Source organism: Stenotrophomonas sp. STEN046 (assembly GCF_056759755.1).
In genome coordinates, this window is the sequence record NZ_JBRRDR010000009.1 from 106,744 (window position 1) to 121,883 (window position 15,140).

A 15,140-nucleotide genomic window follows, 5' to 3' on the forward strand; every position below is an offset into this window, starting at 1 on the left:
ACCATCGGCCCGTCGGCGCGTCGCCCCGTGGCAGAATCGACCGATCCGCCGTTACCCGCCTTGCCGATGTCGACGATCACCGCTGCCGCACCACCTGTGAATTCCCCCCGCCGTGTCCTGCTGGCCAGCCTGATCGGCACCACCATCGAGTTCTTCGACTTCTACATCTACGCCACCGCGGCGGTGCTGGTGTTCCCGCACCTGTTCTTCCCGGACAGCAGCGAACAGGCCGCGCTGCTGCAGTCGCTGGCCACCTTCGCGGTGGCCTTCATCGCGCGCCCGGTCGGTTCGGCGGTGTTCGGCCACTTCGGTGACCGCATCGGGCGCAAGGCGACGCTGGTCGCGGCGCTGTTGACCATGGGACTGTCGACAGTCGCAATCGGCCTGCTGCCGACCCATGCGCAGATCGGCCTGTGGGCGCCGGCGCTGCTGGCGCTGTGCCGGTTCGGCCAGGGCCTGGGGCTGGGCGGCGAGTGGGGCGGGGCGGTGCTGCTGGCTACCGAGAACGCACCGCCGGGCAAGCGTGCCTGGTACGGCATGTTCCCGCAGCTGGGCGCGCCGATCGGGTTCCTGCTGTCGGCGGGCATCTTCCTGCTGCTCGGCCGCTGCCTGGGCCAGGACGATTTCCTGCAATGGGGCTGGCGCATTCCGTTCGTGGCCAGCGCGCTGCTGGTCGGGCTCGGCCTGTGGGTACGCCTGAACATCCACGAGACACCGGATTTCAAGCGCGCGCTGGAGCGCAAGGCGCCGGTGCGCCTGCCGATGTGGACCGTTCTGCGCGACCATCCGCTGCCGATGCTGCTGGGCACGCTGGGCGCCTTCGCCACGTTCGTGCTGTTCTATCTGATGACGGTGTTCAGCCTCGGCCATGGCACTGCCGTGCTCGGCTACAGCCGCGAGCAGTTCCTGCTGATGCAGATGGTGGCGATGCTGTTCTTCGCCGCCGGCATTCCGCTGTCGGCACGCTACGGCGACCGCTGGGGCACGCGCCGCACGATGGCCATCGCCAGCCTGCTGATCATCGGCTTCGGCGTGCTGTTCGCACCACTGTTCCAGCCCGGCAGCCCGTGGCTGGTGTTGAGCTTCCTGTGCCTGGGCCTGTTCCTGATGGGACTGACCTATGGCCCCTGCGGCACCTTCCTGGCCGAGATCTATCCGGTGGAAGTGCGCTACACCGGCGCGTCGCTGTCCTTCAACCTGGCCGGCATCCTCGGCGCGGCGCCGGCACCGTACCTGGCCACGTGGTTGGCCGAACGCTACGGTCTGGTCGCGGTCGGCTACTACCTGTGCCTGACCGCGGTGATCACCCTGTGTGCATTGCTGGCGCTGCAGCGGCGCCAGCGTTGATCAACCGAAGAAGCGCTTGAGCGTGCGGCCCAGCCAGCCGCCGCTCTGGTGCTCGCGGGCGAACTGGTTCAGGTGCTGCTTGACCTGTTCGGCGTAGGCCTGGTCGTCGCCGCGGATATGGTTGAACAGCCAGCGCGACAGCATGGTGCGCAGCTCATCGCTGATGTCTTCGCCCGCCTGGAAACGCAGGCGATACTCGGCCACGCGCTTGATGAAGACTTCATGCACACGCTTGTGCGCGGCGCAGAACGGATAGCCTGCTTCTTCCATCAGTTCTTCTTCAAATGCGAAGTGCGACATGGTGTAGTCCACTACCTCGTCGATCACTTCGCCCACCGCGGCGCGCTGCATGCTCCGCTGCGCGACCTGCAGATGGTTGAGCATCTCGATGATGCGGCGGTGTTGTTGGTCGATCACATCGATGCCGATGTTCAGATCGTCCTGCCAGACCAGTAGTGCCATCCCCGGCTCCCCTTCATGCCCATGTCGGGGCCGACTGTAGAGGTGCCGCGCGCAGGCGGCGTTGATCTGGATCAAAGCGGCCCTGTCAGGACAGCGCCGGCTCGCGCGGGCGCAGCGGGCTGGCCACGGTGGTGCAGCTGACCCGGTTGCGGCCGCCGGCCTTGGCCAGGTACAGCTGGCGGTCGGCCTCGGAAATCAGCCGGTGCAGCGCATCGCGCTGCGGCCGCAGGCAGCACAGGCCGATGCTCACCGTCATGCGCAGGGTGGCCGTGCCGATATCCACTTCCAGCGCAGCGATGCGCTGGCGCAATTCCTCGAAGTAGAGGATGGCCTCGTCCTGCTCCATGTCCGGCACCAGCAGGCAGAATTCTTCGCCACCGAAGCGTGCGATCAGGTCCTGGCTGCGCGCGTGGTCGCCGACCGCACGGGCGACCGCGCGCAGGGCATCGTCGCCCGCTTCATGGCCATGGGTGTCGTTGATGTGCTTGAAGTGATCGATGTCGATCATCGCCACCGCCACGCACTGGCCGTGCAGCTGCAGCTGCGGCAACTGCCGCTGGCTCTGTTCCAGGAAGCAGCGGCGGTTGGGCAGGCCGGTAAGGAAATCACGCGTGGCCAGGTCCTGCAGCGTGCCGATCAGCTCCAGCTGGTCCACGTTCTGCGAGACACGGCAGAAGAACTCTTCGCGCGAAAAGGGCTTGCGCAGGAAGTCGTTGGCACCGTTCTTCAGGAAGCGCGGGATCAGCGACGCATCGGTGTTGCCGGAGATGCCGATCACCGCGACCTTGTCGCGCGAACGCAGCGTGCGCAGGCGGCGGGTGAACTCCACGCCCTGCATGCCCGGCATTTCCTGGTCGACCACCGCCAGGCGGATGGCGGGGTGTGCTTCGATCGCGGCCAGGCCTTCATTGCCATCGGCCGCCTCATGCACTTCATGGCCGTACATGCGCAGCAGGGCAGCGGCGTAGCCACGGGCGGAGGGAGAATCATCGACCACCAGCGCGGCGATGCGGCGGTTGCGTTCCAGGCGCTGCACCAGCCAGACCAGGTAGTCGATGCTGCCCGGAGTGTTCTTCAGTACATAGTCGATGATCTGCTGCTGCAGCACGCGCTTGCGCAGATCCTCGTCATACACGCCACTGACCACCACGGTGGGCAGGTCGCGCTTGAGGAAGAATTCGACCACCGCGTCGCGGTCACCGTCGGCCAGTACCAGCCCGGTGAGGACCAGGAACCAGCCATCCTCGGCACTGAGCAGGCGGTCGGCCTCGGCCAGGGTGGAGGCCACCACCACCGGCAGTTCCAGGCGCTGCTCGATTGCCTCGCGCAGCATGCCGGTGAACGCGCGCGAGTTTTCCACCAGCAGGATCCGCTGAGGCAGGGGATCGGCCAGGTCGCCATCCAGAGCGGCCTGCGACAGGACGGGCATGATGCGGAGGCTCACGTGGGGTCTTGCACGGTTAACGGCGGTTTCGGGGGCAACTTTAGGACGAAAACGTCCGAGTCTGCCGCAATACCAAATCATCGCGCGGGAAGCGGTTAGTATCGCCGGGAGGTTCCCGACATCAACTTCGACCTGGAGGTCACTGTGCGATTCTCACGTTTTGGTGCAGCCACTGGAATCCTGATGCTTGCAGCAGCGCCTGCCTTTGCCGGCGGCCCGTCGGATTTCCACGGAAAGCCACTGGCCACCGCTGGACTGGGCCAGGCAGCTCCCGTCGCCGCCAATCTCAGCCAGGATCCCAACTGGCTGTTGTATGGATTCCAGCGCGATGGAATCACCTACCTGCAGGTCAATGACCTGGCCGGGGCCGTGCACCTGATCATCGGCAATGCGGGCGGCACCTATTTCGTGCTGCCTGCCGGCAACAGCACTGCCCGGGTGTCCCTGCCCGAGCAGCGCATCGCGACGCCGGCCGCTGCCAACCGCTCGGAAATCTATCGCGGCAGCGATTTCTCGCTGATCCGCTATCGCAGCGGCGATGAGGTTGTCTGGGCGGTTGAACGCCCCTGACGGCCCGTCGAGGGAGGTGGCGGCGTCGGCAGGATCCGGCGCCGCTGCCGCTTTCAGGTCTGTGCCTGCGATCTGCCCTGTCCGAAGGCGGCCACGTGGTCCGTCGGATGGAACGAGGACAGGCCGAGGGATGCCGGCGCCCCGGTTTCCATCATTACCACCCGGATCCGGTTGCGCTGGGGGTGCACCGAGCCGCCATAGGCCAGGGCACGGCCCGCCAGGCGTTCGACTGCGGCGGCAGTGGTTTCCGCTGACAAGGCGCGATAGCCGTCCAGCAGCGCCACAGACATCAGGATGCCGCGGCGGGGGCCGACCCGGCCGCATCGCACGCGCACGCTGATCTGCCCGGCTTCACTGTTGAGCAGCAATGAAACGGCATCGGTCAGCGTGCGGTAGGCCGCCAGCTGCAGGCCGACGCTGAGCTGGCAGGGATCGCCGAGCAGGCGAGGGCGCATCACGCGATGGCTCAGTTCCCAGGTTTCACGCACGCCACCGGCCTGCAGGGCGACATACAGTCCCAGATGCTCCAGTGCGGCCGGATACACCATGCTGGTCTGCTCGCGGAACTGTCGCGAATGGACCGAGGCGAGATGCAGCAGGCTGTTGGCAATGGTCGGGTGACCCTGTGCGTTGAGCCAGTTCACCACTTCGCTGAGCGAGGTATCGATGCCGTCACCCAGCTTCCTCAGATGCCGCGCACGTTCGCGAAGGTCAAGCTCGCTTGCCACCAGTGAGTTGCGTGCATGCCGCAGTGCATCCCGTTCACCCACCTCGCCCAGGCGTGAGCGATGGTAGTAGTGGGTAATGCGCGAACCCAGTACCAGCAGCGCCGCGCCGGTGACTGCCATGATCTGCTGCGATGCGAAGGCGGTGGCATCGAAGGCGCCGGTGTGTGCGCTGGGTATGGTGGTCAGGCCGATGATCAGGTTGAGCGCGGGCACCCCGATCGCCGCGCCCCGCCAGCCGTACAGGCAGGTAAGCACCACGGCCGGCAAGGCCATCAGCAGCTGGATGGAGGTCCTGGCGTTGGCCTCGTCCGATGGCAGCCATGCGGCATACAGGCCCAGCATGGCCATCAGCGCCATCGCCGCGACCGCTGGCGGTGCGAAGCCCGATGTCCATCGGCTGTTGCTGGTGCGCCGTGTCCACAGCAGCGCCAATGGTGCAAGGGTCAGGATGCCGATGAAATCACCGACGACCAAGCGCGCGATGCTGGCAAGTACCGGCATTTCCGGCGGCGTGGGCCAGAGCAGGTGCGCCAGCGCCAGATTGAGCGTGGTGACCACCAGCGCTGAAACAGCGGCGACCGAAATCAGCCATGCGTTGCGGGTGGTCGCCATCATTTTTCGATGTGCGTGCACGATCAGCATCACCGCCGGCATCAGCAGCGCTGAACCCAGCACCACCCAGGACAGCCCGTACTTGTCGACCATCGGCAGGCGCATCTGCGCGAAGTAGGCGTACTCGCCCAGCAGCAGGTAAGGCCACAGGCGCGGTGGACACAGCAGCACCGCGGCAACACGGACACCGGCGGGCAGATAGAACTGGTCCAGCGACACCTGGCGCGATGCCCAGCATGCGATGGCGTACAACACGGTCAGGACCAGCCCCGCCGGACGAATGCGCAGCTTCAGCTGCAGTCCCTCATTCCACCAGTTCAATCGCACTCTCCCTACAGTACGTTCCCTGTCAGCATCCATTCGCCGCGGGACCCGGTTCACTGGGACGGTATCGGCATGAATCGGAGAATGCAATTATCCGGATGATCGGCCGGTCAAATGAGAATTGCGTCACGCCTTGCGGCAGGGTGGATGCGTCTTCAGGGTCGCCTTACGACTGGCCCGGCACCCATCACCACAGCGCATCCCGCAGCTTGTACCACGACATAGCCGCCACCAGCAGCGGCATGCGCAGCAGGCGTCCGCCCGGGAACGGCGCGTGCTGCAGGCGCTGGAAAACGTCCAGGCGCTCGCTCTGGCCAGCGATGGCCGCAGCGATCACCTCACCCGCCAGCCCTGCCGCGGCCACGCCATGGCCGGAGAACCCTTGAGCGAAGTACAGGTTGCCGTCCAGCCGGCCCCAATGCGGGGCGCGGTTGCGGGTGATGTCCACATAGCCGCCCCACACCTGCTGCAGCGGTACATCGGCCAATTGCGGGAACACCTGATGCATGCGCCGCTGCATCACCTGGTGCAGGCCGGGCGGCGGCAGTGCCGAATAGCTGGCACGCCCGCCAAACAGCAGGCGGTGGTCGTGGCTGAGGCGGAAGTAGTCCAGCGCCCATGCCGTATCGGATACCGCCATGTTGTTGCCGATCAGGGCACGTGCGCGCTCGGCGCCCAGTGGTGCGCTGGCGCCGATGTAGGTGCCGACCGGCATGATCCGTCGCTCAAGCTCGGGCAGCAGGCCCTGCAGCCAGGCATTGCCGGCCACGACCAGATGCGTGGCGCGCACCCGGCCCTGCGCGGTGTGCAGGGCGGGCTGCGGCCCGCGCTGCACGCGGGTCACTGCGGAAGTTTCGTGGATGACCACGCCGGCCGCGCGCGCCGCATCGGCCAACCCTCGGGCATAGGCCAGCGGGTGCAGGTGCGCGCTGAGCGGATCGAACATCGCGGCGCGATAGCGCGGGCTGTCCAACCGGGCACGCAGGGCGTCATGGTTCCACCACTTCATGGGGTAGTCGTAGTGGCGCTGCAGGTGCTCGCAGTTGGCGCGCAGTTCACGCTCATGCCGTTCGCGGATGGCGACGCTGGCGTGGCCTTCCACCCAATGGCAGTCGATGCCATGGCGATCAATGCGCGTGCGCATCGCCTGCACCGCGTCACGTGACCAGTCGAACAGGTGGCGCGCGTCGTCACGCCCGAGCTGCCGTTCCAGCTCGTCCACCTCGCAGCCATAGCCGACCAGCGCCTGGCCACCGTTGCGTCCGGAGGCGCCCCAGCCGATCCGCTGCGCTTCCAGCACCACCGCGCGGTAACCGCGGTGGGCCAGTTCCAGCGCAGCGGTCAGGCCGGTGTAGCCGGCGCCGAGGACCGCCACATCGGCCTGCATCTCGCCGCGCAGCGGCGCCAGCGCAGGTGGCTCGGGCAGGCTGCTGGCATACCAGCTGGGCGGGAAGGACGTGCTCACCGCGCACCTCGCGTGCGCAGGCCAGCAGGTCGGAGCGGGGGAGGACGATCAGCGTTCACCTGCGTAGTTTCGCCGATGCGTGACAGCCGTGGCGTGATGGCGATGACTTGCTGCTTTCGCCGGGCGGCGGGTAACGTGTCGGTACGCCACGGAGTTTTCCATGCGCCGCCAGCCCTGGGTGGGGTTGCCCACCGACAGTACCGTGCTCGGCCACCATCGCTTCGCCATGGCCGGTGATAAGTACATCCGCGCGCTGGCCGACGCCGCGCAGGTCACCCCGCTGCTGCTGCCCAGCCTGCAGCCGCCGCTGCCGGCCATCGACTGGTTGCGCGGCCTGGATGGCCTGCTGCTGACCGGTGCGGTGAGCAACATCGAGCCGCAGCATTACGACGGCGGCCGCACGTGGGCCGGCAACCTGCACGACCCGGCACGTGATGGCAACGCCTTCGCGCTGCTGCAGCAGGCGCTGGCACTGGATCTGCCGGTGCTGGCGATCTGCCGGGGCTTCCAGGAGTTGAACGTGGTTCTGGGCGGAAGCCTGCATCCCCAGCTGCACGTGGTACCGGGCCTGGCCGACCATCGCGAAGATCCTGCTGCGGCGGTGGAGGTGCAGTACGGGCCTGCGCATGCGATCACCTTGGCCGATGGGGGCTGGCTGGCGCAGTGGCATGGCCAGGGCAGGGCGCAGGTCAATTCGGTGCATGGCCAGGGTATTGCCCGGCTGGCTGATGGCCTGCAGGCCGAAGCCTGGGCCGATGACGGCCTGATCGAAGCCGCACGCAGCCGGCACCATCGCTTCGTACTGGGCGTACAGTGGCATCCGGAGTGGCGTGTCATGGATACGCCGTTCTATCACGCAATTTTTCGTGCATTCGGCCAAGCTTGCCGGCAGCACCACCCCGACCGACTGGAAGCCCCATGAGTTCCCGAACGCGCCCGCGCAAGACGGCCACGCCCACACCTCCGCAGGAAAGCAGCCTGCTGCGCTGGCTGAAGGAACGACGGATCACCGAGGTCGAGTGCCTGGTGCCGGACATCACAGGCAATGCGCGCGGCAAGATCATTCCGGCCGACAAGTTCTCGCACGACTACGGCACGCGCCTGCCCGAGGGCATCTTCGCCACCACCGTCACCGGCGAATTTCCAGACGATTACTACGACCTGACCTCGCCGTCGGACTCGGACATGATCCTGCGCCCGGACCCGGACACCGTGCGCATGGTGCCATGGGCGACCGATCCCACCGCACAGGTGATCCACGACTGCTACACCAAGAACGGCGAGCCGCACGAACTGGCGCCGCGCAACGTGCTGCGCAGGGTGCTCGATGCCTACACCGAACTCGGCCTGCGGCCGGTGGTCGCACCGGAGCTGGAATTCTTCCTGGTGCAGAAGAACACCGACCCCGATTTTCCGCTGCTGCCGCCTGCGGGCCGTTCCGGGCGCCCGGAAACGGCGCGGCAGTCGTACTCGATCGATGCAGTCAACGAGTTCGATCCGATCCTCGACCTGATGTACGACTACTGCGATGCGATGAAGCTGGACGTGGATACGCTGATCCATGAATCCGGCGCGGCACAGCTGGAAGTCAACTTCACCCACGCCAACGCGATGGACCTGGCTGACCAGGTATTCCTGTTCAAGCGCACCATGCGCGAATCGGCGATGCGTCACGGGGTGTATGCCACCTTCCTGGCCAAGCCGATGGAGAACGAGCCGGGCAGTGCGATGCACATCCACCAGAGCCTGCTGCGCATCAGCGATGGCCAGAACGTGTTCACCGGCGAACACGGCGGCGAAGATTTCAGCCCGCTCTTCGCACATTACCTGGCCGGGCTGCAGAAGTACGTGCCGATGGCCATGGCCTTCTTCGCGCCGAACGTGAATTCGTACCGCCGACTGGTGTTTGGCGAGGTCTCGCCGAGCAACGTGCACTGGGGCTTCGACAACCGTACCTGTGGCCTGCGGGTGCCGCTGGATACGCCGGAGAACATGCGGGTGGAAAGCCGCTTCGCCGGTTCCGATGCCAACCCTTACCTGGCGATGGCTGCGACCCTGGCCTGCGGCCTGCTGGGCATCCGCGAGCAGCTGGCACCGGATGCGCCGGTGACCGGCAGCGCCAAGGAACTGGGCTACGACCTGCCGCGTTCGCTGGGTGAGGCGCTGGACGGGCTGGAGCAGTGCAGCGAACTGCAGGCGCTGCTGGGCGAGCGCTTCTGCCGCGCCTACATCTCGGTCAAGCGCAAGGAATATGAGACGTTCTTCCGCGTGATCAGTTCGTGGGAACGCGAGTTCCTGCTGCTGAACGTGTGAAGGGCGCGAATAGAAAAATCCGTCGCCGGGGGGTAGGCTGGCACCCGTCGCCGGCCCGGCCGGCCCCCCTTCCCGCATTCTGGAGCACCCGATGAAGCTGCGTATCCTCACGCTCGGCCTGGCCTCCGCCATGCTTTCCGCCTGTGGCGGCGGCAACGGCGGCGGACAGGACAGCCAGGTCCTGAACGTCTACAACTACAGCGACTACATCGCCGAGGACACCATTCCGAACTTCGAGAAGGAGAGCGGAATCAAGGTGACCTACGATGTGTTCGACAGCGACGAGATGGTCGAGACCAAGCTGCTGGCCGGCAACAGCGGCTACGACGTGGTGGTGCCGACGCTGAACTTCTTCGGCCGGCAGATCCAGGCGGGCGTGTTCCTGCCGCTGGACAAGTCGAAGATCCCCAACCTGGCCAACCTCGACCCGGCGGTGATGAAGCGCATCGCCACCCAGGATCCGGGCAACCAGTACGGCGTGCCCTACATGATCGGCACCACCGGCATCGGCTACAACGTGGACATGCTGAAGGAGCGCTTCGGTGGCAGCGCCGACATCGCCAACAGCTGGGACCTGGTGTTCAAGCCGGAGAACATCAGCAAGATGAAGGACTGCGGCGTGACCATCCTGGACACGCCGGCGGACATGATCCCGATCGCGCTGCATTACCTGGGCCTGGACCCGCACAGCGGCGACCCGGCCGAGCTGCAGAAGGCGGCCGACCTGCTGAAGTCGATCCGCCCGTACGTGCAGAACTTCCACTCCTCGCAGTACGTGGGCTCGCTGGCCAACGGCGGTACCTGCCTGGTGGTGGGCTGGTCGGGTGACATCATCCAGGCCCGTGACCGCGCGGCCGAAGCCAGCAATGGCGTGCATGTGGCCTACTCGATTCCGAAGGAAGGCGCGCCGCAGTGGTTCGACATGCTGGCGATCCCGAAGGACGCCAAGCATCCCGAAGCGGCGTACACGTTCATCAACTACCTGCTGGAGCCGAAGGTCGCCGCGGCCAATACCAATTTCATCCACTACGGCAACCCGGTACCGACCGCGACGCCGCTGGTGGATGAGGCGATCCGCACCGATCCGACCATCTACCCGCCGGCCGACGTGGCCGAGAAGATGTTCACCTACTCGATCAACACGCCGGAGACCGACAAGCTCTACACCCGGCTGTGGACCGAGGTGAAGACCGGCCGCTAGGGGCTGGCTGGCAGGTGGGTGCCGACCGTTGGTCGGCATGCTTTCCCGGCAGGGCCGACCAACGGTCGGCCCCCACCAGATCTGCAGATCCCCCGGCCCGGTGGGTGCCGCCCACACCCGTCATATCCCCATCGGCCCCCGGCCGTTAGAATGGCGCCCGCTGTCCACCGCCCGCTCCCGGAGCCCCCATGCCCGTTGAAGCCCAGCCGGAAGCCACCGTCGTCGACACGAACGGTGCGCCCGGCTATCTCTCCATCCGCGACCTGCGCAAGGAATTCGATGGCTTCGTCGCCGTCGACGACGTCAACCTGGACGTGCGCAAGGGCGAGATCTTTGCCCTGCTGGGTGGTTCCGGCAGTGGCAAGTCGACCCTGCTGCGCTGCCTGGGCGGCTTCGAGACGCCCACCAAGGGCAGCATCACCCTCGATGGCCAGCGCCTGGACGCGCTGCCGCCGTACCAGCGGCCGGTCAACATGATGTTCCAGTCCTATGCCCTGTTCCCGCACATGACGGTCGAGCAGAACATCGCCTTCGGCCTCAAGCAGGACGGGATGGCCAAGGATGCGATCAGCCGGCGCGTGGGCGAGATGCTGGAACTGGTACAGATGGTCCACCTGGGTGCACGCAGGCCGCACCAGTTGTCCGGTGGCCAGCAGCAGCGCGTTGCGCTGGCGCGATCGCTGGCCAAAGGCCCCAAGCTGCTGCTGCTGGACGAGCCTATGGGCGCGCTGGACAAGAAGCTGCGCTCGCAGATGCAGTTGGAACTGGTCAGCATCATCGAATCCTCGGGCGTGACCTGCGTGATGGTCACCCACGACCAGGAAGAAGCGATGACCATGGCCACCCGCATCGCGGTGATGGATGCCGGCTGGATCCAGCAGGTCGGCAAGCCGGATGAAGTCTACGAGCAGCCGGCCAACCGCTTCGTGGCCGGCTTCATTGGTTCGGTCAATTCCTTCGACGGCGTGATCGACGAGGATCTGCCGGAGTACGTGACCGTGCGTACCCCGCTGTTCCCGGCGCCGATCTACATCGCCCATGGCATCACCTGCTACGAAGGGCAGCCGGTCGCCTTCGCGCTGCGCCCGGAAAAGGTGATGATCGGCAAGGACGAGCCGGAAGGGCACACCAACAAGGCGCAGGGCGTGATCGAGGACATCGCCTATTTCGGCAGCCACTCGGTCTACCACGTGCGGCTGCCCAGCGGCGCCAAGGTGCTGGCCAACTTCGCCAACTCGCAGCGCTGGGCCAGCGATGGCCTGACCTGGGGCGATGAGGTGTGGGTGCACTGGCGCGACAACGATGGCGTGGTGCTGACCTCATGAGCACGGCGGGCCTGAAGCGCTGGCTGCCGGGGCTGCGTGGCACGGTGATCGGCATTCCGTACCTGTGGCTGCTGCTGTTCTTTGCAGTGCCGTTCCTGATCGTGCTGATGATCAGCTTCTCGCACAGCCGGGTCGGCTCGCCGCCGTATACCTGGCTGCTGCAGTACGTGGATGGCGCGTTCTCGCTCAAGCTCAATCTCGAGAACTACCTGGCGCTGTTCCGCGACTCGATCTACGCGCAGGCGTTCCTGAGTTCGATCAGGATCGCTGCCATCTCCACCTTTCTCACGCTGCTGATCGGCTACCCGATGGCCTATGCCATCGCCCGCCTGTCACCGGCTGCGCGCAACGTGGCGATGATGCTGGTGGTGCTGCCGTCGTGGACCTCGTTCCTGATCCGCGTATATGCCTGGAAGGCGATCCTGGACCGCAACGGCCTGCTTGACCAGTTCCTGCAGTACACCGGCCTGCAGCGCCTGATGACCAGCATGGGCCTGCCCAAGCTGCAGCTGATCGACACCCCGACCGCGGCCTACATCGGCATCGTCTACTGCTACTTGCCGTTCATGGTGCTGCCGCTGTACGCCAACCTGGTCAAGCACGACCACCGTCTGCTGGAAGCGGCCTACGATCTGGGCGCCAAGCCATGGCAGGCGTTCCTGCGCATCACCCTGCCGCTGTCCAAGGCCGGCATCATCGCCGGCTGCATGCTGGTGATGATCCCGGCGATCGGCGAATTCGTGATTCCGGAAATGCTGGGTGGCTCGGAAACGCTGATGGTCGGTCGCCAGCTGTGGAATGAATTCTTCAACAACCGCAACTGGCCGGGTGCCTCGGCGATGGCGGTGGCGATGATCCTGTTGCTGCTGGTGCCGATCCTGCTGTTCAACCGGTCCCAGCAGCGCTTGCTGGAAGGGAAGCAGGCATGAGCCCGCGTACCGCCAAGGGCCTTGGGCTGGGCGTGCTGCTGCTCGGTTTCGCCTTCCTGTACCTGCCGATCCTGTTGCTGATGTTCTACTCGTTCAACAGCTCGCGGCTGGCGATGGTCTGGGCCGGGTTCTCCACCCGCGCCTACAGCGATCTGTTCGCCGACCGTGCGCTGATGGAGGCGATGTGGACCAGCCTGGTGGTGGCGTTCTGGACAGCCTGCACCGCCACCGTGCTCGGCACGCTGGCGGCGATGGTGATGACCCGCTTCAAGCGCTTCCGTGGCAAGCCGTTCTTCGGCGCGCTGGTGACCGCACCGCTGGTGATGCCGGATGTGATCCTGGGCTTCTCGTTGATGGCGCTGCTGGCTTCGATGGGGGCGATTCCCGGCTTCCCCGCGCGCGGCCTGGCGACGATATGGATCGCCCACGTCACCTTCACCCTGTGCTTCGTCACGGTGGTGGTGTCCTCGCGCCTGCAGGAAATGGATCTGTCGCTGGAAGAAGCCGCGATGGACCTGGGTGCGAGCCGGCTGACCGTATTCGGCCGCATCACCCTGCCGATCATCGCGCCTGCGCTGGTGGCCGGTTGGCTGCTGGCGTTCACCCTGTCACTGGATGACGTGGTGGTGGCCAGCTTCGTTGCCACCCCGGGCTCGACCACCTTGCCGATGAAGGTGTTCGCCTCGGTGCGCATGGGCATCAGTCCGAAGATCAATGCGCTGGCCACGCTGCTGGTGTCTGCAGTGTCGATCGCCGCGGTGATCGGCTGGTACATCAATGCCCGCGCCGAGAAGCGGCGCCAGCGCGACCTGCAGCTGGCCCGTCAGGACAACGGCTGAGACGGCAGGCGCTGGATCCGCACTGATCCGGCAACATCCGGCTCACGGCGGCCGGCGCACAATGGGGGTCTACCTGATGGAGACCCCGCAATGACCGTCGAGATCGTCAATCCGGCTACCGGCCAGGTGACCTACCGCCATGAGCTGATGGGTGCTGCCGACATCGAGCAGCGGCTGCACGCGGCAGCCGACGCGTTCCCGCACTGGGCCGAGCGCTCGCTGCAGGAACGCGGCGCCCTCCTCAAGCAGATCGCCGCCCAGCTGCGTGCCCGTCGCGACGACCTGCAGCAGGCGATGACCAGCGAGATGGGCAAGCTGAAGGCCGAGGCGCTGGCCGAGGTCGAGAAATGTGCGAGCACCTGCGAGTTCTATGCTGACCACGCCGCCGACTACCTGAAGCCGCAGCTGATCGACACCGAGGCCCAGCGCAGCTATGTGCGCTATGAGCCGATCGGCTGCGTGTTCGCGGTGATGCCATGGAATTTCCCGATCTGGCAGGTGTTCCGTTTTCTGGCGCCGGCATTCATGGCCGGCAATGTGGCGCTGCTCAAGCACGCCAGCAACGTGCCGCAGTGTGCCGACCTGATCCTGGCCGTGTGTCGCGACGGTGGCCTGCCTGCGGGCGTGTTCGATGTGCTGCACATCGACAACGACCAGGCGGCCGACGTGCTGCGCGATGGGCGGGTGAAAGCGGTGACGCTGACCGGCAGCGAGCGGGCAGGGCGCTCGATCGCCTCCAACGCCGGCAGCCAGCTGAAGAAATCGGTGATGGAGCTGGGCGGCAGCGATGCCTTCGTGGTGCTCGACGATGCCGACCTCGGCAAGGCCGTTGCCGCTGCGGTGAAGTCACGCTTCGACAACAGTGGCCAGACCTGCATCGCCGCCAAGCGCTTCATCGTGGTCGAGCCAGTGGCCGATGAGTTCACCCGCCGCTTTGTCGAGGCTGCTGGCGAACGCCGATACGGTGACCCGAACGCGCACGGCACGACGCTGGCGCCGATGGCCCGTGCCGACCTGCGCGATGAACTGCACAAGCAGGTGCAGGCCAGCGTGGCCGAAGGCGCCCGCGTGCTGATTGGTGGCGAGCCCATCGCCGGCTCGCACGCAGGCTATCCGGCCACCGTGCTGGACAGCGTTGCACCGGGCATGCCGGCCTACGATGAGGAACTGTTCGGGCCGGTGGCGGCGGTGATCCGCGTTGCCGACGAAGCCGAGGCGCTGCGCGTGGCCAACGACACCCGCTTCGGCCTGGGCGGCAGCGTGTGGACCGGCGACCCGGTGCGTGGTGAGCGTTTCGCGCAGCGCATGGAGTGCGGCGCGGCCTTCGTCAACGCCATCGTCAAGAGCGACGCCCGGCTGCCGTTCGGCGGCAGCAAGGAGTCGGGCTTCGGCCGCGAGCTGGCCGACCACGGCATCCATGAGTTCATGAACATCAAGACCATCTACGTGGCCTGACGCCTGTCAGGTAGTGGCGGGGGGGGGGGGGGCGGCGGGCGGGGGCCGGGGGCCGCGGCCGCCCGGCGCGCCCGCCGGCACCCCCCGAGGCGGCGCGGCCCGCGACCGCGCGACCCCCCCCCCCCC

Annotated in this window: 13 protein-coding genes; 9 read left to right on the top strand and 4 right to left on the bottom strand. The window is 66.4% G+C overall.

Annotated elements, in window-relative coordinates; translation table 11 throughout:
- The first annotated feature begins 75 nt into the window (after nucleotides 1-75).
- Nucleotides 76-1,347: an MFS transporter gene (locus ACVOLJ_RS06960; protein ID WP_475278181.1), complete on the top strand. Its 1,272-nt coding sequence runs from the start codon at nucleotides 76-78 to the stop codon at nucleotides 1,345-1,347.
- On the opposite strand, the gene ACVOLJ_RS06965 is transcribed toward ACVOLJ_RS06960, so the two are convergent.
- Both ACVOLJ_RS06965 and ACVOLJ_RS06970 read right to left on the bottom strand, forming a co-directional pair.
- Entirely contained in the window at nucleotides 1,348-1,809 is a 462-nt protein-coding gene (locus ACVOLJ_RS06965) for a bacteriohemerythrin (RefSeq protein ID WP_475277986.1), read from the bottom strand.
- A gap of 85 nt (nucleotides 1,810-1,894) precedes the next feature.
- Nucleotides 1,895-3,238 carry a diguanylate cyclase gene (locus ACVOLJ_RS06970; protein ID WP_475278182.1) on the bottom strand — a complete coding sequence of 448 codons (1,344 nt, stop codon included), beginning with the start codon at nucleotides 3,236-3,238 and terminating at the stop codon, nucleotides 1,895-1,897.
- A 198-nt stretch (nucleotides 3,239-3,436) separates the two neighbouring features.
- Here ACVOLJ_RS06970 and ACVOLJ_RS06975 point away from each other — a divergent pair, with 198 nt between their 5' ends.
- Nucleotides 3,437-3,823, top strand: a complete 387-nt coding sequence (locus ACVOLJ_RS06975; RefSeq protein WP_481563778.1) for a hypothetical protein — start codon at nucleotides 3,437-3,439, stop codon at nucleotides 3,821-3,823.
- A 53-nt stretch (nucleotides 3,824-3,876) separates the two neighbouring features.
- Here the strand turns inward: ACVOLJ_RS06975 and ACVOLJ_RS06980 are convergent, their stop codons facing one another.
- A complete protein-coding gene (locus ACVOLJ_RS06980; protein WP_475277988.1) occupies nucleotides 3,877-5,523 on the bottom strand; it encodes an MASE1 domain-containing protein in 1,647 nt (548 codons plus the stop codon).
- Nucleotides 5,524-5,674: 151 nt separating this feature from the next.
- Nucleotides 5,675-6,952, bottom strand: coding sequence for an NAD(P)/FAD-dependent oxidoreductase (locus ACVOLJ_RS06985; RefSeq protein WP_481563779.1), 1,278 nt, complete (start codon nucleotides 6,950-6,952; stop codon nucleotides 5,675-5,677).
- A gap of 160 nt (nucleotides 6,953-7,112) precedes the next feature.
- On the opposite strand from ACVOLJ_RS06985, the gene ACVOLJ_RS06990 reads away from it, so the two are divergent.
- The 7 genes from ACVOLJ_RS06990 (at nucleotide 7,113) to ACVOLJ_RS07020 (ending at nucleotide 15,014) form a co-directional block, all read left to right on the top strand.
- Nucleotides 7,113-7,874: a gamma-glutamyl-gamma-aminobutyrate hydrolase family protein gene (locus ACVOLJ_RS06990; RefSeq protein WP_481563780.1), complete on the top strand. Its 762-nt coding sequence runs from the start codon at nucleotides 7,113-7,115 to the stop codon at nucleotides 7,872-7,874.
- Nucleotides 7,871-9,265 (top strand): glutamine synthetase family protein, encoded by a 1,395-nt coding sequence (locus tag ACVOLJ_RS06995; RefSeq protein WP_481563781.1) that lies wholly within the window; start codon nucleotides 7,871-7,873, stop codon nucleotides 9,263-9,265. Before ACVOLJ_RS06990 ends, ACVOLJ_RS06995 begins: the two co-directional genes overlap by 4 nt.
- Nucleotides 9,266-9,356: 91 nt before the next feature.
- Entirely contained in the window at nucleotides 9,357-10,466 is a 1,110-nt protein-coding gene (locus ACVOLJ_RS07000) for a polyamine ABC transporter substrate-binding protein (RefSeq protein ID WP_475277991.1), read from the top strand.
- A gap of 188 nt (nucleotides 10,467-10,654) precedes the next feature.
- Nucleotides 10,655-11,791, top strand: coding sequence for an ABC transporter ATP-binding protein (locus ACVOLJ_RS07005; protein ID WP_481563782.1), 1,137 nt, complete (start codon nucleotides 10,655-10,657; stop codon nucleotides 11,789-11,791).
- Complete coding sequence (locus ACVOLJ_RS07010; protein ID WP_475277993.1) at nucleotides 11,788-12,720, top strand: ABC transporter permease subunit; 933 nt, start codon at nucleotides 11,788-11,790, stop codon at nucleotides 12,718-12,720. The genes ACVOLJ_RS07005 and ACVOLJ_RS07010 overlap by 4 nt, the downstream gene beginning before the upstream one ends.
- Entirely contained in the window at nucleotides 12,717-13,559 is an 843-nt protein-coding gene (locus ACVOLJ_RS07015; RefSeq protein ID WP_475277994.1) for an ABC transporter permease subunit, read from the top strand. Before ACVOLJ_RS07010 ends, ACVOLJ_RS07015 begins: the two co-directional genes overlap by 4 nt.
- Before the next feature lie 90 nt (nucleotides 13,560-13,649).
- Nucleotides 13,650-15,014 (top strand): NAD-dependent succinate-semialdehyde dehydrogenase, encoded by a 1,365-nt coding sequence (locus ACVOLJ_RS07020; RefSeq protein WP_481563783.1) that lies wholly within the window; start codon nucleotides 13,650-13,652, stop codon nucleotides 15,012-15,014.
- Nucleotides 15,015-15,140: the final 126 nt, after the last annotated feature.